Origin of the sequence: Actinomadura spongiicola (assembly GCF_003432485.1) — a bacterium.
Lineage (GTDB): Bacteria > Actinomycetota > Actinomycetes > Streptosporangiales > Streptosporangiaceae > Spirillospora > Spirillospora spongiicola.
In genome coordinates this window covers 351,056-370,737 of sequence record NZ_QVNQ01000007.1, presented here as the reverse complement: position 1 = coordinate 370,737, position 19,682 = coordinate 351,056, and the positions used below count along the sequence as shown (strand labels likewise).

The 19,682-nt window shown below is 71.4% G+C and carries 16 protein-coding genes; 9 read left to right on the top strand and 7 right to left on the bottom strand.

Annotated elements, in window-relative coordinates; translation table 11 throughout:
• Positions 1-33: 33 nt before the first annotated feature.
• Positions 34-648: a mycothiol-dependent nitroreductase Rv2466c family protein gene (locus tag D0T12_RS23675; RefSeq protein ID WP_117401860.1), complete on the bottom strand. Its 615-nt coding sequence runs from the start codon at positions 646-648 to the stop codon at positions 34-36.
• Positions 649-815: 167 nt separating this feature from the next.
• Here D0T12_RS23675 and pepN point away from each other — a divergent pair, with 167 nt between their 5' ends.
• Entirely contained in the window at positions 816-3,353 is a 2,538-nt protein-coding gene (gene pepN / locus D0T12_RS23670) for an aminopeptidase N (protein WP_117401859.1), read from the top strand.
• Between the two features lie 122 nt (positions 3,354-3,475).
• Complete coding sequence (locus D0T12_RS23665) at positions 3,476-4,486, top strand: hypothetical protein (protein WP_117401858.1); 1,011 nt, start codon at positions 3,476-3,478, stop codon at positions 4,484-4,486.
• Here the strand turns inward: D0T12_RS23665 and malQ are convergent.
• Positions 4,467-6,626, bottom strand: coding sequence for a 4-alpha-glucanotransferase (gene malQ, locus D0T12_RS23660; RefSeq protein WP_117401990.1), 2,160 nt, complete (start codon positions 6,624-6,626; stop codon positions 4,467-4,469). The genes D0T12_RS23665 and malQ overlap by 20 nt on opposite strands.
• Positions 6,627-6,657: 31 nt before the next feature.
• Positions 6,658-8,082, bottom strand: a complete 1,425-nt coding sequence (locus D0T12_RS23655; RefSeq protein ID WP_199487644.1) for an amidase — start codon at positions 8,080-8,082, stop codon at positions 6,658-6,660.
• A gap of 226 nt (positions 8,083-8,308) precedes the next feature.
• On the opposite strand from D0T12_RS23655, the gene D0T12_RS23650 reads away from it, so the two are divergent.
• The 3 genes from D0T12_RS23650 (at position 8,309) to D0T12_RS23640 (ending at position 11,804) form a co-directional block, all read left to right on the top strand.
• The gene (locus D0T12_RS23650; RefSeq protein ID WP_233526251.1) at positions 8,309-9,142 is read left to right on the top strand and encodes a nuclease-related domain-containing protein; all 834 of its coding nucleotides are present in this window, start codon (positions 8,309-8,311) and stop codon (positions 9,140-9,142) included.
• 363 nt (positions 9,143-9,505) lie between these two features.
• On the top strand, positions 9,506-11,368 hold the full coding sequence (gene ilvD / locus D0T12_RS23645; protein ID WP_117401856.1) for a dihydroxy-acid dehydratase: 1,863 nt from the start codon (positions 9,506-9,508) through the stop codon (positions 11,366-11,368).
• Between the two features lie 79 nt (positions 11,369-11,447).
• Positions 11,448-11,804, top strand: a complete 357-nt coding sequence (locus D0T12_RS23640; protein WP_117401855.1) for a DUF1330 domain-containing protein — start codon at positions 11,448-11,450, stop codon at positions 11,802-11,804.
• 15 nt (positions 11,805-11,819) lie between these two features.
• Here the strand turns inward: D0T12_RS23640 and D0T12_RS23635 are convergent, their stop codons facing one another.
• Together D0T12_RS23635 and D0T12_RS23630 are read right to left on the bottom strand one after the other, a co-directional pair.
• Complete coding sequence (locus D0T12_RS23635; protein WP_117401854.1) at positions 11,820-12,035, bottom strand: FmdB family zinc ribbon protein; 216 nt, start codon at positions 12,033-12,035, stop codon at positions 11,820-11,822.
• A 15-nt stretch (positions 12,036-12,050) separates the two neighbouring features.
• On the bottom strand, positions 12,051-12,560 hold the full coding sequence (locus D0T12_RS23630; RefSeq protein ID WP_117401853.1) for an HNH endonuclease: 510 nt from the start codon (positions 12,558-12,560) through the stop codon (positions 12,051-12,053).
• A gap of 277 nt (positions 12,561-12,837) precedes the next feature.
• On the opposite strand from D0T12_RS23630, the gene D0T12_RS23625 reads away from it, so the two are divergent.
• A complete protein-coding gene (locus tag D0T12_RS23625; RefSeq protein WP_117401852.1) occupies positions 12,838-14,928 on the top strand; it encodes a prolyl oligopeptidase family serine peptidase in 2,091 nt (696 codons plus the stop codon).
• A 79-nt stretch (positions 14,929-15,007) separates the two neighbouring features.
• On the opposite strand, the gene D0T12_RS23620 is transcribed toward D0T12_RS23625, so the two are convergent.
• Together D0T12_RS23620 and D0T12_RS23615 are read right to left on the bottom strand one after the other, a co-directional pair.
• Positions 15,008-15,607 carry a GNAT family N-acetyltransferase gene (locus D0T12_RS23620; protein ID WP_117401851.1) on the bottom strand — a complete coding sequence of 200 codons (600 nt, stop codon included), beginning with the start codon at positions 15,605-15,607 and terminating at the stop codon, positions 15,008-15,010.
• 6 nt (positions 15,608-15,613) lie between these two features.
• Positions 15,614-17,260, bottom strand: a complete 1,647-nt coding sequence (locus tag D0T12_RS23615; protein WP_407642105.1) for an XRE family transcriptional regulator — start codon at positions 17,258-17,260, stop codon at positions 15,614-15,616.
• Between the two features lie 390 nt (positions 17,261-17,650).
• Here D0T12_RS23615 and D0T12_RS23610 point away from each other — a divergent pair, with 390 nt between their 5' ends.
• From D0T12_RS23610 to D0T12_RS23600, 3 genes are all read left to right on the top strand, one after another.
• Positions 17,651-17,932 carry a hypothetical protein gene (locus tag D0T12_RS23610; RefSeq protein WP_117401850.1) on the top strand — a complete coding sequence of 94 codons (282 nt, stop codon included), beginning with the start codon at positions 17,651-17,653 and terminating at the stop codon, positions 17,930-17,932.
• A 306-nt stretch (positions 17,933-18,238) separates the two neighbouring features.
• Positions 18,239-19,234 (top strand): mechanosensitive ion channel family protein, encoded by a 996-nt coding sequence (locus D0T12_RS23605; RefSeq protein ID WP_117401849.1) that lies wholly within the window; start codon positions 18,239-18,241, stop codon positions 19,232-19,234.
• Between the two features lie 52 nt (positions 19,235-19,286).
• Complete coding sequence (locus tag D0T12_RS23600) at positions 19,287-19,670, top strand: globin (protein ID WP_117401848.1); 384 nt, start codon at positions 19,287-19,289, stop codon at positions 19,668-19,670.
• Positions 19,671-19,682: the final 12 nt, after the last annotated feature.

The following is a 19,682-nucleotide window of genomic DNA, read 5'->3' as shown; positions in this document are numbered from 1 at the left end:
CGATCGGACGGCGCGTCCGTCTCGGCCGAACCTTCAGTCGAAGCTCGGCTCCTCCGTGCGGGTGCGCTTGAGCTCGAAGAATCCGGGCGTGCTCGCGACGGCGACCACGCCGTCCCACAGCTTCACGGCGGCCTCGCCGCGCGGGATGGGCGTCACGACCGGGCCGAAGAAGGCGCTGCCCTCGACCTCGATCACCGGGGTGCCGACCTCCTGACCGACCCGGTCGATGCCGTCCTTGTGTGACGCGCGGACCGCCTCGTCGAAGTCGGTGGTCTCGGCGGCGTCCGCGAGCGCCGGGTCGAGACCGGCCGCGGTCAACGACGCCTCGAAGAAGGCGCGGTCGAACTTCTGTCGCTCATGGTGGCGGCGCGTGCCCATCTCGGTGTAAAGCCGGCCGAGAACACCGGAACCGTACTTCTGCTCGGCGGCGACGCACACCCGTACCGGACCCCAGGCGTCCTTCAGGCCCTGCCGGTAGTCCTCCGGGATGTCCTTGTCCTCGTTCAGCACACTGAGGCTCATGACGTGCCAGCACACCTCGATCGGGCGTTGTTTCTCCACCTCCAGAATCCAGCGGGAGGTGATCCACGCCCAAGGGCACAAAGGGTCGAACCAGAAGTCCACCGGTGTGAGAGCGTTGTCGGCCAACGTTGCCTCCTCGACACGTCATGGGGGTATCCCACGCGACAACCGGGGGCCGCCCGGCTTGATTCCCCACGGGCGGGAAGGTGCCGAAGGTCGTGGCGGACGGGCCGTACGGGCGTCCGGTTGGTAGACATGGGGGCGGCAGACGATTAACCGACCAAGGAGTTCATGTGGCAGGCAACCTCACGCGCGACGAAGCGCGGGAACGGGCCCGGCTCCTCACCGTCGAGTCGTACATGGTCGAGCTTGATCTGACGACGGGTGAGGAAACGCGCTTCGGTTCCACCACAGTGGTGCGTTTCGGGTGCGCCGAGCCCGGCGCGTCCACGTTCATCGACCTGCACGGCGCCGACGTGCGCGCCGTGACGCTGAACGGGAAGGCACTGGACGCGGCGTCCTACGACGCGGAGGCGGGACGGATGCCGCTGCCCGGTCTGGCCGCGCGGAACGAACTCCGGATCGAGGCCGACTGCGCCTACTCGCGTTCGGGTGAGGGCCTGCATCGGTTCGTGGACCCGGTCGACGACGGCGTGTACCTGTACACGCAGTTCGAGACGGCCGACGCGCACCGGATGTACGCCTGCTTCGACCAGCCCGACCTCAAGGCGACCTTCGAGCTGACCGTCAAGGCGCCGGAGAACTGGGAGGTCGTCACGAACGAGGCCGCCGAGTCGGCCGGGGGCGGGACGTGGCATTTCCTACCGACCCCGCAGATCTCCACGTACATCACCGCGCTCATCGCGGGGCCGTACCACGTCGTCCGGGACGAGTACCGCCGCGACGACGGCACCGTCATCCCCCTCGGTGTGTATTGCCGCGCGTCGCTGGCCGAGCATTTGGACGCGCCCGCGATCGTGGACGTGACGCGCCAGGGGTTCGCCTACTTCGAGAAGGTCTTCGGCCGTCCGTACCCGTTCGCCAAGTACGACCAGCTGTTCGTCCCCGAGTTCAACGCGGGGGCGATGGAGAACGCGGGCGCCGTCACGTTCCTGGAGGACTACGTCTTCAGGTCGCGGGTCACCGACGCGGCCTACGAGCGGCGCGCGGAGACGATCCTGCACGAGATGGCCCACATGTGGTTCGGCGACCTCGTCACCATGCGCTGGTGGGACGATCTGTGGCTGAACGAGTCGTTCGCCACGTACATGAGCGTGCTGTGCCAGGCCGAGGCCACGAAGTGGACGGGTTCGTGGACGACTTTCGCGAACCTGGAGAAGGCGTGGGCGTACCGGCAGGACCAGTTGCCGTCCACCCACCCGATCGCCGCCGACATTCCCGACATCCGGGCGGTGGAGGTGAACTTCGACGGGATCACGTACGCCAAGGGTGCGTCCGTTCTGAAGCAGCTCGTCGCCTATGTCGGGCTCGACAACTTCCTGGAGGGGGTGCGGGGCTACTTCGACCGGCACGCCTGGGGGAACACGGTCCTGACGGACCTGCTCGGCGCGCTGGAGGAGACGTCGGGACGTGACCTGGCCGCGTGGTCGCGGGAGTGGCTGGAGACCGCCGGTGTCAACACCATGCGGCCCGAGTACGAGGTGGACGGCGACGGGAACTTCACGTCGTTCGCCGTCCTGCAGGAGGCCAAGGCCGACTACCCGACGCTCAGGTCGCACCGTCTCGCCATCGGTCTATATGACCGGACGCCCGAGGGCATCGTCCGGCGGGAACGGGTCGAGCTGGACGTGGTCGGCGCCAGGACCGAGGTGCCGCAGCTCGCCGGCCGCAAGCGTCCCGATCTCGTGCTGCTCAACGACGACGACCTCACCTACGCCAAGATCCGGCTGGAGGAGCACTCGCTGCGGACGCTGATCGAGCACATCGGCGACGTCCGCGACAGCCTCCCCCGGGCCCTGTGCTGGTCGGCGGCGTGGGACATGACCCGCGACGCCGAGATGGCGACCCGCGACTACGTCCGGCTCGTCGCCAAGGGCGTCCGCGGCGTCACCGACATCTCGGTGACGCAGACGCTGCTGCGGCAGGCGCGCACCGCCGTCCAGCAGTACGCCGACCCGGCCTGGCGCGAGGAGGGGCTGGCGCTGCTCGCCGACACCCTGGCCGACCTGGCCCGCGAGGCCGAGCCCGGCTCGGACCTCCAACTCGCCTACACGCAGGCGTTCACCGCGGCCGCCGTGTCCGACGAGCACCTGGATTTCGTCCAGGGCCTGCTGGACGGCTCGCAGACGCTCGTCGGCCTCACCGTCGACACCGACCTGCGGTGGTCGCTGCTGCGCCGCCTCGTCGTCACCGGCCGGGCGGGCGAGGCGGAGATCGACGCCGAGCACGAGCGCGACCGCACCGCCGCGGGCGAACGGCACGCCGCCGCCTGCAAGGCCGCGATCCCGTCCGCCGAGGCGAAGGCCGCGGCGTGGGAGCGGATCGTGTCCGGTGACCTGCCGAACGCCGTGTACCGGGCCACGCTCGGCGGTTTCGTCGAACCCGACCACGCCGAACTGCTGGTGCCGTACGTCGACCGGTACTTCGCCGAGGTCGGCCGGATCTGGAAGGAGTGGACCAGCGACATGTCCCAGACGTTCGCCGAGGTCGCCTACCCCTTCCTGGTGATCGAGCAGTCGACGATCGACCGCACCGAGGCGTACCTGGCCGACGAGCGGCCCCCGCCCGCGCTGGCGCGGCTGCTGTCGGAGGGGCGGGACGGCGTCGCCCGCGCGCTGCGCGCCCGCGCCAAGGACGCCGCGTCCGGCTGAGTCCCGCCGTATCGGGCCGAGTCCTTCTGAGCCCGGTCGGGTCCGTTCTCCTGACCCTGTGGAGACCTGTGCACGAGCCCCGTGACCGTGCGATCGTTGCATGGTCACGGGGAGGAGTCGGAGTGGAGACGGCGAGGGACGTGCTCAGGGCACTGGCACGGCGCTACGCCTTCGCGGACCTGGAGGCGCTGGTCACCCGGGGCGACGGCGCCGGAACGGCCGTCCCCGACGACCGTTCCGGCGCCGTCGCGGCCCTGTGCGCGTTCGGGCAGCGCGTCCTCGACCTGGACGCCGAGGACTTCGGGATGCCGGAGGCGGCCGGTGACGTCCCGCGGGATCTGCTCGACCGCGCCCTCGCCAGCCGCATGCCGCAGGCGCCGAGGGAACAGCCGCGCGGCGCGCTCGCCAGCCTCCGGCCCGCCTACTCCCTCCTGCTGGAGGTCATCGCGGTCCGCTGGTACCGGCGTGACATGGCCGCGCTCGTCGCCGCCGTCCACATCGCGGGCGAGTATCTGCCGATGCTGGCCTGGGAGCCGGTCCTCGGACACGCCGGGGACCCGGCCCTGATCGGCGCGTCGGTCGCGGGCGAGGGCAGCCGGTTCGGGGTCCCGGTCGAGCCGGGAGCGCCACGGACCTGCGACCACACGCGCCCGAAGCGTTCCGCCTGCGAGCGGGCGCTGCGCGTCGCCACGGAGCCGCCGCGCGGGTGGCGCGCCTACCTGGACCGCCACCACAGCGAGGTCGCGGCGGCGCTCGGCGACTGCGCGTCGCGCTGCCGGAACCCGTGCACGGTCGTGACCCGCCTGGACGATCTCGTCCGCGCCGACCTGACCGAGCGGTGCAGGCTCGCCGCCGACTTCGCCGCCGGCGCCCTCGTCAAACTCCGGCACGCCGCCCCGGTCGGCCACGGCTTCGGGGTGCCTTCCCAGGAGGAGGTGCAGTCGGCGTGGGCCCGTGCCCGCAGGTCGCTCGCGCACCAGCCGCTCGGCAAGGCGGCCCTGGCGAGCGCCGACGACGACCCCTACCCGCTCCCGGGCCTGCCCGGGCTGTTCTCGGCGGTCGCGGCCGTGGACCTGCGTCCCGACACCCTCCTCCTCGACGTGACGCGGCGCGTCATCTCGGCCCTCGGCTGAAGAGCCGCAGGGCGTCGGCGTCCCGCAGGTCCTCCAGCAGGACGGGATCGCCGTCGGCGTTCCCGAGCGGCACCCGCCAGTTCGGGTACTCGTCGACGGTGCCGGGCTGGTTCTGGGTCCGGCGCTCGCCCACCGCGTCGGCGAGGGAGATGCCGACGAGGCGGGCCGGGGTGCGTGTCAGGAAGTCGTGCAGGGCCGTCACGATCTGCTCGTCGTAGGCGGTGGACCCGTCCGCCAGCGCCGCCATGATCTCGGACGGTGGGACGGTGAGGAGGCCCTCGGCGCGCAGCACGTCCAGCCAGTCGGCCAGGCGCGCCCGGTGCTCGTCCTCCTCGTCGGCGCGGGGACGGGTGAGGAGGCCGAGGCGGTCGCGGAGCGCGATGTGGTCGCCGTGGACGAACCCGGTGATCGGCGGCATGTCGTGGGTGCCGACCGTGGCGAGCGACCGTTCGCGCCACCGTTCCGCGGGCTTGGGACGTCCGTCCGGGTCGAGTTCGAACCAGAGGAGGGACGTGCCGAGGACGCCGTGATCGGCCAGCGCGTCCCGCAGGTCCGGCTCGACGGTGCCGAGGTCCTCGCCGACGAGGACGCCGTCGAAACGTGTCGCCTCCCAGGTCAGGCACGCCAGGAGGGCGTCGCGGTCCTGCCGGACGTAGGTGCCGTCGGCCGGGGAGCCGCCGTCCGGGATCCACCAGAGCCGCGACACCTGCATCGCGTGGTCGAGCCGGATGCCGCCGCCGTACCGGAGCGCGGCGGCCGCCGTCTCCCGGAACCGCCGGTGGTCCTCGACGGCGGGATCACGGGGACGCCACGGTCGCAGCCCCCAGTCCTGGCCGCGCTGGTTGAACTCGTCGGGCGGCGCGCCGATGCTCATGCCGGGCGCGAGCTCGCCGCCGAACATCCAGGCGTCCGCGCTGCCGTGCGGCACCCCGACCGCCAGATCGTGGACGATCCCGACCGGCATACCGGCGTCCCTGGCCGTCCGCTGCGCCGCGGTGAGCTGCTCGTCCAGCCGCCACAGCAGCCACGCGTAGAACCGGGCGCGGGCGCGGTGGTGCACGTCCTCCGCGACGGTGCGGCCGCCGGGGACGCGCAGCCGGGACGGCCAGCGCCGCCAGTCGGCGGTGCCCTGCTCCTCGGCGATGGCGCACCACGCGGTGAACAGCTCCACCGCCTCGCCCTCACGTTCGCGGAAGGCGTCGAGGCCCGGTTCCCGGCGGTCGCCGCACAGCCGGTACATCGCGTCGAACGCCGCGAGTTTGGCCGTCCACACCGCGTCCCTGTCCAGGACGCCGGACCGCGCCCGCAGATCGGCGGCGAGGGCGGCGAACCGTTCCCTCTCCTCGGCGGGCAGCGCCGCGTACTCCGGCATGTCCTCGACCCGCAGGTAGATCGGCGAGGGGAAACGACGGCTCATCGGCGCGTACGGGGACGGCCCGACCGGCGGAACCGGCTCCGTGGCGTGCATCGGATTGACCAGGACGAAGCCCGCGCCCAGGGCACGGCCGCTCCAGTCCGCGAGGTCCGCCAGATCGCGCAGATCGCCGAGCCCCCACGACCCGCGGGAGCGCACCGAGTACAGCTGAGCCGCGAAACCCCAGGTCCGGGGCGGGAGGGGCAGCGACTCCGGGGCCACCAGCAGCGCCGTGAAGGCCTCCGCGCCGTCCCAGCGGACGCGCAACCGGTGCCAGCCGAGCGGCGGCGGCTCCCCCGCCCCGGCCAGCGGCCGGAACGACGACGTGGACGGCCGCTCAAGGACCTCCTCGGCACCGACCTCGATGTCCACCTCAAGGTCACCCGCCGGTCGCAGATGGTTCCGGAGGGAGGCGAGGATCTGATCGAGCACGGCGGCGCCGCGCGAGCCCTTTCCCGCCAGGCGGACGATCACGACGGGTGGCCGACCGTCCCGCCGCTCCCGGTACCGCTCCAGCTCGGCACGGATCGCGGCGGAGGACGACGCGTCCACGGCGAGCGCCTCCAGAACCGCGATCACGGTGTCGCGGGAGACCCGCACCTCGCGTCCACGCCAGTCGGCGTACCGGGTCGCGACCCCGTGCAGCTCCGCGAGCGCGGTCAGGTCCTCATCGGTGTTCCCCCTGCTCGTGACCCTGCCAGTGCCCCTGCTTGTGCCCCTGCCCATGACCCTGCCCATGCCCCCGTTCGGGCCGGGCTCACGCCGTCCAGATGTCCGGCTTGCGGTCGATCCAGGGACGGGCCGCCTCAAGCTGCGCGGACAGCGAGATCAGCGTGCCCTCGCCGCCGAGCCGCCCCGCGAGCATGACCCCGATCGGCAGACCCTCCTCGTTCCAGTGCAGCGGGACGTTCACCGCGGGCTGCCCGGAGATGTTGTACATCGCGCAGAACGGGGTGAAGCGCTTCTGCCGCTCGAAGTTCTCGGCGGGCTCCTGGTCGTGGAAGTACCCGACGGGGACGGGCGGCTCGGCCAGCGTCGGATGCAGGATCGCGTCGAACTCGTCCATCACCGGGAACGCCGACCGCAGGGCTCCCTGCAACGCGGAGTGCGCCCGGAGGAGCCGCGCCGCGGTCGTGGACTCGCCGCGCGCCCGGAGCCAGCGGGTCAGCGGCTGGAGCAGGGGCTCGCTCTCCTCGGCGATCGGCGTGAACGTCGACATCGCCCCCCAGAGCGTGACGAAATGGTCGAGGAGGTCGGGGCCGAACAGCCGGGGCATCTCCACGACCTCGTGGCCCAGTTCCTCCAGCAGTTCGGACGCCGCGTCGTAGGCGGCGACGCAGTCGGGATGCACGACGGCGTCGGGCACGGCGGGCTCCCTGTTCCGCGCGATCCGTAGCCTGCCGGGCGGCCGTTCGGCGTACGAGGCGAACGTTCCATCGACGGGCGGCGCCGCGTACACGTCGCCGGGCATGCGGCCCGCCATCAGGTCCAGCAGGAGCGCCGCGTCGCCCACCGTGCGGGCGATGGGCCCGTTGGTGGACAGCCCGAACAGGTCGGGGAGGAGCGGCCCCTGCGAGATCCGCCCGCGCGTCGGCTTGATCCCGAAGAGCCCGCACACGCTGCTCGGAATCCGGATCGAGCCGCCGCCGTCGCTGCCCTGCGCGACCGGGGCCAGCCCGGACGCGACCGCCGCCGCCGCGCCGCCGCTGGAACCGCCCGCCGACCGTGTCAGGTCCCAGGGCGTCCGGGCGGGCGGCGAGACGTCACCCTCGGTGTAGCACGCGAGGCCGAACTCGGGCGCCGCGGTCTTGCCGAGCAGCACCGTCCCCGCCTTCCTCAACTGGGCGACCACGCTGTCGTCCGCGAACCCGACCAGGTCGGCGTAGACGGCCGTGCCGTAGGTGGTGCGGACGCCGTCCACCATGTTCAGGTCCTTGACGGCGACCGGAACCCCGTGCAGGGGCGGCAGCTCCGCCGGGTCCGCGGCGTCCTGCACGGCCTTCTCCGCCCGCCGCGCCTCTTCGAGAGCACGCTCGGCGGTGACCGTCACGTAGGCGCCGACCTGCTCGTCCAGCCGCTCGATCCGGGTCAGGTAGTGCTCGGTGAGCTCGACCGGGGATACTTCCCCGGTGCGCACGGCCGCCGCCATCCGCGTGGCGCTGAGGTCATGGGTTCGTGTCACGAAACCGAACGCTAGACGCCGTGTGCGCGACCCTCAAAGCGGGCAGGCGGTTCGGAGCCGCAGAAGGGGAGAAGAATACTTACGTACCCACCCAGAACGGCAGTGAATCACCCACGGAAGGCGACAAAACTATTAACCCGGCATGACTAGTCGCCCACCCCATGGATGATTACTCTGCGCACGGAGGATCATGCCCCCGATGGGAAAGGAATACGGAGCGTCACCTATGGCGATCATGGAGCGGGGCAACACGCAAGGAGCCAGGGGCCAACCCCAGGACGAGTCGAACGCTACGGAGTCGGAGGAAGCGCGTGAGCACCATCACCAGTCCCCGGTGAAGGAGCGACCCGGTGAGGGCACCGCCGCGGCGCTGCTCGACGATCCCAAGACCCGCCGCCTGCTGTGGCGCGCGGGCGCCGGGGTCGCCGCCGGCGTCGTGTTCTGGATCCTGGCCGGCTGGCGCATCGGGCTCGCCGCAGCGGTCCTGGCGGTCGTCGTGGACATCGTCCGCCGGTCCCGAAAGGACTCCACCGTCACCGCCTGGCAGAAGTCCTCGGCGGCGGAACGGCGCACCGAGAAGCAGCTGAGGTCCCTCCAGCGCAACGGCTACCTCGTCCTGCACGCGCGGGCCGTCCCGCGTGACGACGAGGGCGTCAGCGACGGGCGGATCGATCACCTGGTGATCGGGCCGAGCGGCGTCTACGCCATCGACTCCGAGAAGTGGGACAAGCGCCTCCCCGTGCGCACCATGTCCCACCTCAAGCTCTTCCACGGCCCCTTCAACAAGAAGGACCGCCTGGACGAGGCGCGCTGGGAGGCCCAGATGGCGAGCATCATCCTCGCCGAACAGGTCGGCTTCGACGTCCCCGTACAGCCCTCCGTGGCGATCTACGGGCCGTCCATCCCGTGGAAGGTCATGCGGGTGCGGGACGTCGACGTCTACGCGGGCAACCGGGCGCGCGCCTACCTGCGCCGCCGTCCGAAGATCCTGACGGAGAGCGACGTCGAGCGCATCTTCCAGGCGGCCCAGGAGGTGCTGCCGCCGAAGTACCCCGACTGAGCACCCGATCACCTGAACACCTGGGCGGCCCTCCTTCCCCGGGTCGCCCACGGCTCACCGACGAGCCCCGGACCGGTGTACGCCCCGCACACCGGTAGAAGGGCGAACCGGTCGGCCGCACGGAAGCCGGGACGTCACCGGACCTCACGTCCCGGCTTTCCGCCATGGTCCCGTGCGGTTGGTAGCATCGAGGGACACCGGCCGGCACACGCGCGACCTCCGCTGAGCCGACGGCAGCGCCGCGATCCGCCGCTGCATCCACTCGCGAAGCGTCTCGTCCGCCGTCGCGCCGGACCGTGCGCGGGTCGGCGATGCCGCCCCGTCACGCCGTCACGGCACACCCCATCTGGAGAGGTCACCCACATGCCACCGCTCAGGTCACGCACCGTCACCCATGGCAGGAACATGGCGGGCGCCCGCGCGCTCATGCGGGCCAGCGGCGTCGAACGCGAGGACTTCGGCAAGCCGATCGTCGCGGTGGCCAACAGCTTCACCCAGTTCGTCCCCGGGCACGTCCACCTCGACGAGGTCGGCAAGGTCGTCGCCGGGGCCGTGCGGGAGGCGGGCGGAGTGCCCCGCGAGTTCAACACGATCGCCGTGGACGACGGCATCGCCATGGGCCACGACGGCATGCTGTACTCGCTGCCGTCCCGCGAGGTGATCGCCGACGCCATCGAGTACATGGTCAACGCGCACTGCGCCGACGCCCTGGTCTGCGTGTCCAACTGCGACAAGATCACGCCCGGGATGCTGCTGGCGGCGCTGCGGCTCAACATTCCCACCGTGTTCGTGTCCGGCGGCCCCATGGAGGCGGGCAAGCCCGTCGAGGGCGTGCTGAACGGCAACAAGCTCGACCTGATCGACCCGATCATCGCGTCCGCCGACGCGTCGCTCTCCGACGCCAAGCTCCTCGAAATGGAGGAGAGCGCCTGCCCCACCTGCGGGTCCTGCTCCGGCATGTTCACGGCCAACTCGATGAACTGCCTCACCGAGGCGCTCGGGCTGGCGCTGCCCGGCAACGGCACCGTCCTCGCCACCCACACCGCCCGCCGCCGCCTGTACGAGGACGCGGGCCGCACCGTCGTGGACGTCGCCCGCCGCTACTACGACGAGGACGACGCGTCCGTCCTGCCGCTGAGCATCGCCACCCGCGACGCGTTCGAGAACGCCATGACCCTGGACGTGGCGATGGGCGGCTCCACCAACACGATCCTGCACCTGCTCGCCGCCGCCACCGAGGCGGGCGTCGACTTCGGCCTGTCCGAGATCGACGCCGTGTCGAGGCGCGTCCCCTGCGTCTGCAAGCTCGCCCCCGCCACCGGCAAGTACCACATCGAGGACTGCCACCGCGCCGGCGGCATCCCCGCCCTCCTCGGCGAACTGCACCGCGCCGGGCTCCTCAACGACTCCGCGCACTCCATCCACGCCGCGTCCGTCGACGAGTTCGTCGCCAAATGGGACGTCCGGTCCCCCGACGTCCTGCCGGAGGCCGTGGAGCTGTTCCACGCGGCGCCCGGCGGCGTCCGCAGCACCTCCGCGTTCAGCCAGAGCGCCCGCTGGGAGTCCCTCGACCTCGACCGCGAGAACGGCTGCATCCGCTCCGTCGAACACGCCTACACCGCCGACGGCGGCCTCGCCGTCCTGCGCGGCAACATCGCCCCCGACGGCGCCATCGTCAAGACCGCCGGGGTGGACGAGGAACTGTGGACGTTCACCGGCCCCGCCGTCGTCTTCGAGTCGCAGGACGACGCCGTCGAGGGCATCCTCGGCGGCAAGGTCAAGGCCGGTGACGTCGTCGTGATCCGCTACGAGGGCCCCAAGGGCGGTCCCGGCATGCAGGAGATGCTGTACCCGACGAGCTTCCTCAAGGGCCGCGGCCTCGGCAAGGCGTGCGCGCTGATCACCGATGGACGCTTCTCCGGCGGCACGTCCGGGCTGTCCATCGGGCACGCCTCCCCCGAGGCCGCGGGCGGCGGCATCATCGCCCTCGTCGAGGACGGCGACCGCGTCGTCATCGACATCCCGAACCGGATCCTCGAACTCGACGTCCCGTCCGACGAGCTCGACGTCCGGCGCGAGAAGCTCCTCGCCGACCTCGGCGGCTACCGGCCCCGCGACCGGCACCGCCCCGTCAGCGCCGCGCTGCGCGCCTACGCCGCCATGGCCACCTCGGCGTCCACCGGCGCCGCCCGGGACGTGTCCCAGCTCGATCGTCTCAACGGCTGAGCATTACCTGGCGGGTAATCGCCTTCGTTCCCCCTCCTGCGCCAGGGTGGGGGCACGACATCGACCGAAGGAGATCGCGATGACCGCCTACGCCCTGGCCCACCTGAACCCGCCGCCCACGGTCCACGACGACGTCTTCGTCTACATGGAGCGCATCCAGGCCACCCTGGACCCGTTCGGCGGCCGTTTCCTCGTCCACGGCAGCCTCCCCGAGGTGATGGAGGGCCCGGTCGACGGCGCCTACGTCCTGATCGAGTTCCCCGACATCGACAAGGCCCGCGCCTGGTACGCGTCGGACGGCTACCAGGCGATCCTGCCGATGCGCACCGACAACATGGCGGGCACGGCCGTCCTCCTGCACGGCGTCGCCGAGGACTACGACCCCGCCCAGACCGGCGCGCTCATGCGCGCGGCGCAGAACGCGCAGGCCGGATGATCACCCGGCCCGGGGTCAGGAGCAGCAGCCGCCCCCGCAGCAGCCGCCGCCTCCCGCCGGAGGCCGCGGGGAGCCGCCCCGGGACGTGCCGGTGACGGCGACCGTGGACAGCAGCTTGACCGTGTCGTCGTGCCCCTCCGGGCACGGCGCCGGATCCGACGCGTTGATCATCGAGCGGGAGACCTCGAAGGTCGACCCGCAGGCGCGGCAACGATAGTCATAACGAGGCACGGAACCAGGATACGGTCACGCGGCCGGTTCGGACACGTAGGCGGCCCACTGGGGGTCGCCGTCGTGGATCAGGCCGATGAGGCGCCAGTGGGCGCCCCGGGGGACGCCGGGCGTGACACTGAGCGTCCAGCCGAGCTCTTCGAGGAGCCGGTCGGCCTTGCGGTGGTTGCAGGTCATGCAGGACGCGACGCAGTTCTCCCAGACGTGCTTGCCGCCGCGGCTGCGCGGATGGACATGGTCGATCGTCTCGGCGCGGCGGCCGCAGTAGACGCAGCGGAAGTTGTCGCGGCGCATCAGCGCGGCGCGGGTGAGGGGGACGCGGGTGCGGTACGGGATGCGCACGTACCGGCGAAGACGGATCACGGACGGGACCTCGACCGTCACCGTGGCCGAGTGCAGGACCGCGCCCGAGGTGTCATGGTGGACGATCTCGGCCTTCTCCCGAAGCACGAGGCAGACCGCCCGCCGCAGCGGGAGCGTGGTGAGTGGTTCGTACGTCGCGTTCAGGAGGAGGACCTGCCGCATCTCAGACGCCCTCCACCGGTTTCAGTTGTTCGTTCGCCCCGGTGGACGCGCTTGGGCGCGCCTCGCACCGAGGCCCGATTATTGTCTCCGGTACCTGCGCACTCGCCATGAGGACCTCCCCGGGGCGAACCGACCCAGATCAGTGTGGCGTCTGAGGGAGGCCGCCCGCTACCCCCAATAATCCCCCCTCGGACGGCCGATCGAACGCAAACAGCCGTTCGCGGCGGTTCGAAGTGTATGCGACGGGCAGGCCGGAACGGCCAATACAGTGCAACCTATGACGCCGTATCCGCCTGCTCAGCGCCAGGACATCGTCGAGGACCTGCACGGTCACCGGGTCGCCGACCCGTACCGCTGGCTTGAGGACGCCGACACCGACGACACCCGGGAATGGCTCGCCGCACAGGACCGGCTTTACCACAAGGTCATGGACGCGCTGCCGGGCCGGGACGGGCTGCGGCGGCGGCTCGGCGAACTCCTCGGCGCCGGCAGCGTCGGTTCGCCGATCTGGCGGGGCGAGCGCCGGTTCTTCACGCGCCGCGCCGCCGACCAGGAGCATCCGGTGCTGTACACGGTGGATCCGGACGGTTCGGAGCGCGTCCTCCTCGACCCGATCGCCCTCGCCCCCGACGCCACGACGACGCTGGACGGCTGGCAGCCCGACAAGGAGGGCCGCCTGCTGGCGTACATGATCTCGTCCGGTGGGGACGAGGAGTCGCTCCTGTACGTCCTCGACGTCGCGACCGGCGAACGGGTGGAGGGCCCCATCGACCGGGCGCGGTACTCCTCCATCGCCTGGCTACCGGGCGGCGACGCGTACTACTACACCCGCCGCCTCGCGGCACGGGACGTCCCGGAAGGCGAGGAGCAGTACCACCGGCGCGTCTACCTGCACCGCGTCGGCACCGAACCCGACACCGACGACGTGCTGATCTTCGGCGACGGGCGGGACAAGACCAACTACTACGGGGTCGGGATCAGCCGGGACGGGCGCTGGCTCACGATCTCGGCGTCGCAGGGCACCGCGCCGCGCAACGACCTGTGGATCGCCGACCTGGCCGCGTCGTCGCCCGAGGCGCCCCGGCTCCGCGCCGTCCAGGAGGGCGTGGACGCCAGTACCGGCCTGCACATCGGGCGGGACGGCCGCGCCTACGTCTTCACCGACCGCGACGCGCCCCGTTCCCGCCTCTGCGTCACCGATCCCGCCGCCCCCTCCTACGACACCTGGCGAGACCTCGTCCCGGAGGACCCGGAGGCCGTCCTCACCGACTACGCGCTTCTCGACGACGTCCTCCTGGCCGGTTGGACGCGCCACGCGATCAGCGAGATCACCGTCCACGACCTGAAGACCGGAGAACGGATCGGGACCGTGCCCACCCCCGGGCTGGGGTCGATCGGCGGAATCGTCGAACGGCCCGAGGGCGGCCACGAGGCGTGGTTCGGCTACACCGACAACGTCACCCCGTCCTCGGTGCTGCGCTACGACACCCGCACCGGGGAGACGACGCCGTGGGCGTCCGCCCCGGGAACGGTCGACGTCCCGGAGATCGAGACCCGCCAGGTGACCTACACGTCCCGGGACGGGACCGAGGTGCGGATGCTCGTCGCGTCGCGTCCCGGCCTCACCGGCCCCCGCCCCACGATCCTGTACGGGTACGGCGGGTTCAACATCTCTCTCACCCCGGCCTATTCGGCGAGCATCCTGGCGTGGGTGGAGGCGGGCGGCGTCTACGCGGTCGCGAACCTGCGCGGCGGGTCGGAGGAGGGCGAGGAATGGCATCGCGCCGGGATGCGCGACCGCAAACAGAACGTGTTCGACGACTTCCACGCCGCCGCGGAGAGGCTCATCGCGGACGGCCTGACGACCCCGGCGCAACTGGCGATCTCCGGCGGCTCCAACGGCGGCCTGCTGGTCGGCGCGGCCCTGACCCAGCGCCCCGACCTGTACAGCGCGGTCGTGTGCTCGGCGCCGCTGCTCGACATGGTCAGGTACGAGAGGTTCGGGCTGGGCGAGACCTGGAACGACGAGTACGGCACCGCCGACGACCCGGAGGAGTTCGGCTGGTTGATCCGCTACTCCCCGTACCATCACGTCCACGCGGGCACCGCCTACCCGGCCGTGCTGTTCACCACCTTCGGCAGCGACACCCGCGTCGACCCCCTGCACGCCCGGAAGATGTGCGCCGTGCTCCAGCACGCCACCGCGTCGGACGCGCCGGTCCTGCTCCGCAACGAGTCGGACGTCGGCCACTCCTCCCGCTCGGTGAGCCGCTCCGCCGACCTGATGGCCGACACCCTCGCGTTCATGGCCGCGCACACGGGCCTGTCGCTCTCCGACGACCGGCCGCGCGAGCTGCTCGCGGACTGACCGGGGACGTCCTGCCCCGAGCCGCGGGGGTCTCGCCGGGCCGCGCCACCGGCGGGACGCTCCCGCGGCTCGGGTGTCTTCAGCGGAGTGGTTTCTCGATATAGATGTTGACGATGCCGCCGATGGTCTCGCGGCGGGTCTCCCGCCACCCGAACTTGCCGTAGAGGGCGAGGGCGGGTGCCTGGAGTTCGGTGGTGTCGGCGCGCAGGATGCGGTAGCCGTACTCCACGGCCCGTTCTTCGAGTGCCTGGACGACGGCGGTGCCGTAGCCGCGGCGCTGCGCGGCGGGCACGACGCGGAGCCGGACCATCTCCGCGGCGTCCAGTGCGGGGTCACCGGGGGCGTAGCCGCCGAACGCGCGGGCCCGGCCGCCGGGGACGAGGTCGGCGCGGCGCAGGCCGCCCATCGCGACGATCCGGCCGTCGAGTTCGCCGACGAGGAACTCGCCGTCGTTGCGGAGGTAGATGTCCTCCATGCGGAAGAAGTCGTGGTCGTAGTAGACGCCGTCACCGGGACGAAGGCCGACCTGCGCGAGGCCTTCGCGATGCAGGGCGAGGACGGTGTCGTGGTCGGCGGCGTGGTAGCGGCGCAGCCGGAGATGGCCGAAGCGCCACACGGGGGGCTCGTCCTGGAGGCGGACGAGGGCACGGGCGGGATGGTCCTGCCAGGGGGCGCCCATGCCGGGTCAGACCTGCTCGGCCGGAGGCACGGACGGGCGTTCCTGCGCGGGGCTCGTCACCCACGGCCCGGCGAGGTTCTCGTTGAACTCCTTGAGCCCCGAGATCTCGCCGTGCTTGGCGGCGACGGCCACGCCGATCTGGCGGGCGCGGTGCACGAGGATGTCGGATCGGTGGTCGGGCGGAAGGTCGTGGATGGCCTCCTGTCCGGCGGCCAGCGCGGCGTCCGGGTGACCGGCGTGGAGCTTGCACATCGCCCGGTCGAGGCGCACCAGGGTCAGGTCGACGCGGTCGGTGGGCGAGTACAGGGTCAGGGCGTGGCTGAGCACCTCGTCGCCGTGCTTGTGGTCGCCGAGGCTGGTAAAGGTGTCGCCCTCGTAGAAGGCCATCTGGCGGTCGGTGAACCCGTACACCAGGTCGCCGGTGTCGGTCTTGGAGAGCTGGTCGAACACCGAGCGCCCGCGGACGAGGGCGCGCCGGGCGCTGGGGGCGGCGTCGCTGCGTCCGCGCAGGGCGAGCATGCCGAGCGCGCGGGCCTCCACCGCGGGCGCCATGGCCGCGGCGACGCTGGGCGTCCGTCCGGCGAGGTCCTGGGCCTTGCGGGCCAGGTGCAGCGCCTCGCGGGGGTCGCCGTAGTACATCGGGACCAGTGATTCCCGTACGGTCACCCAGGCCCGCAACTGCCGGTCGCCGGTCTCGTCGGCGGCGGTGCGCGCGGTGCGGAAGAACGAACGGGCCAACCGGTGATCACCAAGGTTGATCATTATGAGACCCGACAGCCCGGACAGCTGCGCGGCGATCCGGCACAGCCGTTCCTGGAGTTCGATGGGCTGGCGCTTGTCGCACATGCGCCGCACCTCGCTGAAGTCCAACAGGACGTCGCACAGCATCCGGAGCGAGGGTGTCGCCTGGTACTGCCGGCCGTAGCCGTAGGTGGTCTCCTCCCACTGGTCGAGCATGGTCGGCGAGACGGTCGCGCCGACGAGCGTGTCGTCCATCTTGCGGCGAAGGTTGTCGACCGCACCGAGGAACTGGCCGTCGAGCGCCACGCCCGCTCCGGCCAGAAGTTGCAGAAGGGTCCTACGAAGCACGATGTCCTCCTCTCCCACATCAATGTTCAGAGGGCCGTCGGCGCGGTCCGGGCCCCGTGGGTCGTTGACGGTTGCCCGAGGCCGTGTGTCGGACCTGGGGACGATCGCCCCCACGAGCGCGTCGGGGCCGGTCACGGTTCCGCGCTCCGGCGGCCGTGGTTTCGGAACGCCCCCGGCGGCGGGACGGCCGGCATGGCCGCGCCCGCAGATACAGGGGCTCTGGTAGTCGAGGGCGTCCGGCTCCACCCGGTACACGGCGCACAGATAGTGCAGATATTCGGGGCCGGGTCTCTTGTAGCCGCTCTCGTAGGCGGACAGCAGCGTCTCCCCGAGCCGGGGCGGCGGTTTGCCGTCCACCTCGTAGAGCGCCTTGACCTGAGCGACGATGTCGGACAGCGCGACGCCGTGGGCCAGCCTGTGCGCCTTGACCCGGCTGGTGCCGAACAGCGGGCCGCACTGTTCGTAGATCTCCTGTGCGATATCGACGGGCGCGCGGCCCCGGGCCAGACCGGCCGCGCGGATCCGGCGAGCCACGTCCGTCTCTTTCCGGGGGGGATCCGACATCGGACTCCGGCCTCCTCACCGTCGGGCCGGGCCGCCGTCCCCCGGGGAAGGACGGCGCTCCCTGCCACGGCGACCGCTGGTTGGGGCATGGCCACGACAGATAATCTCTTGCGCACGCAGCGTAACCCTCGTCACATGGCCCGCCAAGCGATTCCGGAGAAGAAGAGGCGGTCAGGGGGCGACCCACATAACGCGGGTAGAGATTCTTCCTCCGGAGGGGTGAAGACTTCCCCTGAGGTGGGGTAATCCGGTTCTTCGGTGGGCGGGCGGTCACTTGACCCGGCACCGTGAGAGTTGCGAGTCTCGCCGCGAGTGACCGAACGGACGCACAGAGTTGGTCAGTTGACCGGTATCAGTTGACCAGTACTCGCCGACGGAGGGGGTGCGAAGGTGGTCAGCGACAGACGCGTCGGCTACCTGGAGGCACTGGAGCACGAACTGGACACGCGGGGCCTCGTGGCCCGTGTCGTCAGGACCCGCTCGGGTCCGGCGTTCCTGCGCGTGGTGAACCCCGAGGCCGGGAGCCTCGCCGAGGACGTCACGTGCGCCCCGGCTCCCGAGAGCACGGACCACTACTTCTGGTGGTCCTGGGGGGAACGCATGCACCGCGTGGACGACGTCGGCGGCGCCGCGCTGAAACTGGCGCACGTCCTCCAGCCGCTCCGCCGCTGAGGCGCCCCCGAGCGGTCGCCCCCGAACCGGGCGTGTCCCGCGTGGTCCGGAACCGGCGCGGCGGTTCCGGAGCACGCGGGGCACGCTCACGGGACCAGCCCTCCCCGGCCGGCGCCGCGGCACCTCGCGGGCGGTCGTACGAACCGGTCGGACACGTCCCCTACGATCGGCTCGAACCCGCCGCAGGTCCACGGCGAGGTGCCGGGGCGCCACAGTGAACGGTTTCATTCCCGTCCGACGCGCACGCGCCATGCCGCTGCGGGCGGGCGGGGTGAAAGGGTTCAATGGCCGGGGAGGGTTTCTCGCATGTCGCTCGCCGTCGCTGCGTTCGTGCCGTGGGCAGAGGAGGGCACCCCCGAGGCCGTCTGCGGGGATCCCACGCCCAGCACGTCGTGCCGGCTCGTCTGGAACATCTCGCAGCACACGGGGTTCACCAGGTTCTACTCGACCTGGCTCGACCGGCCGATCAGCACGCTCATCCTGGTCGTCATCACGTTCGTGATCGCCATGATCCTGCGGCGGATCGCGCACCGCATGATCACCAATGTGACGGTGCGGATGGCCGAGGGCACGATGACCGAACGGGCCCGGGAACGGTCCCGGACGGTCTTCGAGGGCACCCCCGCCGTGCTGAACAAGCGGCGGGCCCAGCGCGCCCAGACGCTCGGCTCGGTGCTGCGCTCCATCGCGTCCGTCCTGATCCTCGGGACGGCGGCGTTCAGCATCCTCGGCTCCCTCGGGCTGAACCTCGCGCCGATCCTGGCCAGCGCGAGCGTCATCGGCGTCGCGGTCGGCTTCGGCGCGCAGAACATCGTCAAGGACCTCCTCGCCGGGCTGTTCATGCTGCTGGAGGACCAGTACGGCGTCGGTGACTTCATCGACGTGGGCACCGCCAAGGGGACGGTCGAGGCGGTGACGCTGCGGGTCACCCGGATGCGGGACGTCGACGGCGTCGTCTGGTACGTCCCGAACGGCGAGATCAAGAAGGTCGGCAACGAGTCGCAGAACTGGGGCCGGGCCGTCCTCGACATTCCCGTCGACATCAACGAGAACACCGAGAAGGTCAAGGACATCCTGCAGTCCACCGCGGACGTGCTGGCCGCCGACGAAGGCTGGAAGGATTTCGTCCTGGAACCGCCGTCGGTGTGGGGCGTGCAGGCGCTCGCCGGGGACGCCCTCGTCATCCGCGTCGTGCTGAAGACCGCCCCGGGCAAACAGGGCGACATCGCCCGCGAGCTGCGCGAACGCGTCAAGCACGCCTTCGACGAGGCGGGTGTGACGGTCGCCACCCCCGCCCCGTAGCGGATCGGGCCGGGCGCGCGGACGTCGGGCTCTCGCATAGGGTGGGGACGCTATGGCTGAAAAGGTGACCTTCTACGAAGCGGTCGGCGGCGAGGAGACCTTCCACCGGCTGGTGCACCGCTTCTACCAGGGCGTCGCGGACGACCCCGACCTTCGCGCCCTCTACCCCGAGGAGGACCTCGGTCCCGCCGAGGAGAGGCTGCGGCTGTTCCTGATCCAGTACTGGGGCGGCCCGACCACCTACAGTCAGCGCCGCGGACATCCCCGCCTGCGGATGCGTCACGTCCCCTTCGTCATCGGCTCGGCGGAGCGCGACGCGTGGCTGCGGCACATGCGCGTCGCGGTGGACGAGCTGGGGCTTCCGGAGCCTCTGGAGAAGCAGCTCTGGGACTACTTCACGATGGCCGCCCAGAGTCTGGTGAACGCCCCGACGTAAGCGGGTAGTTCG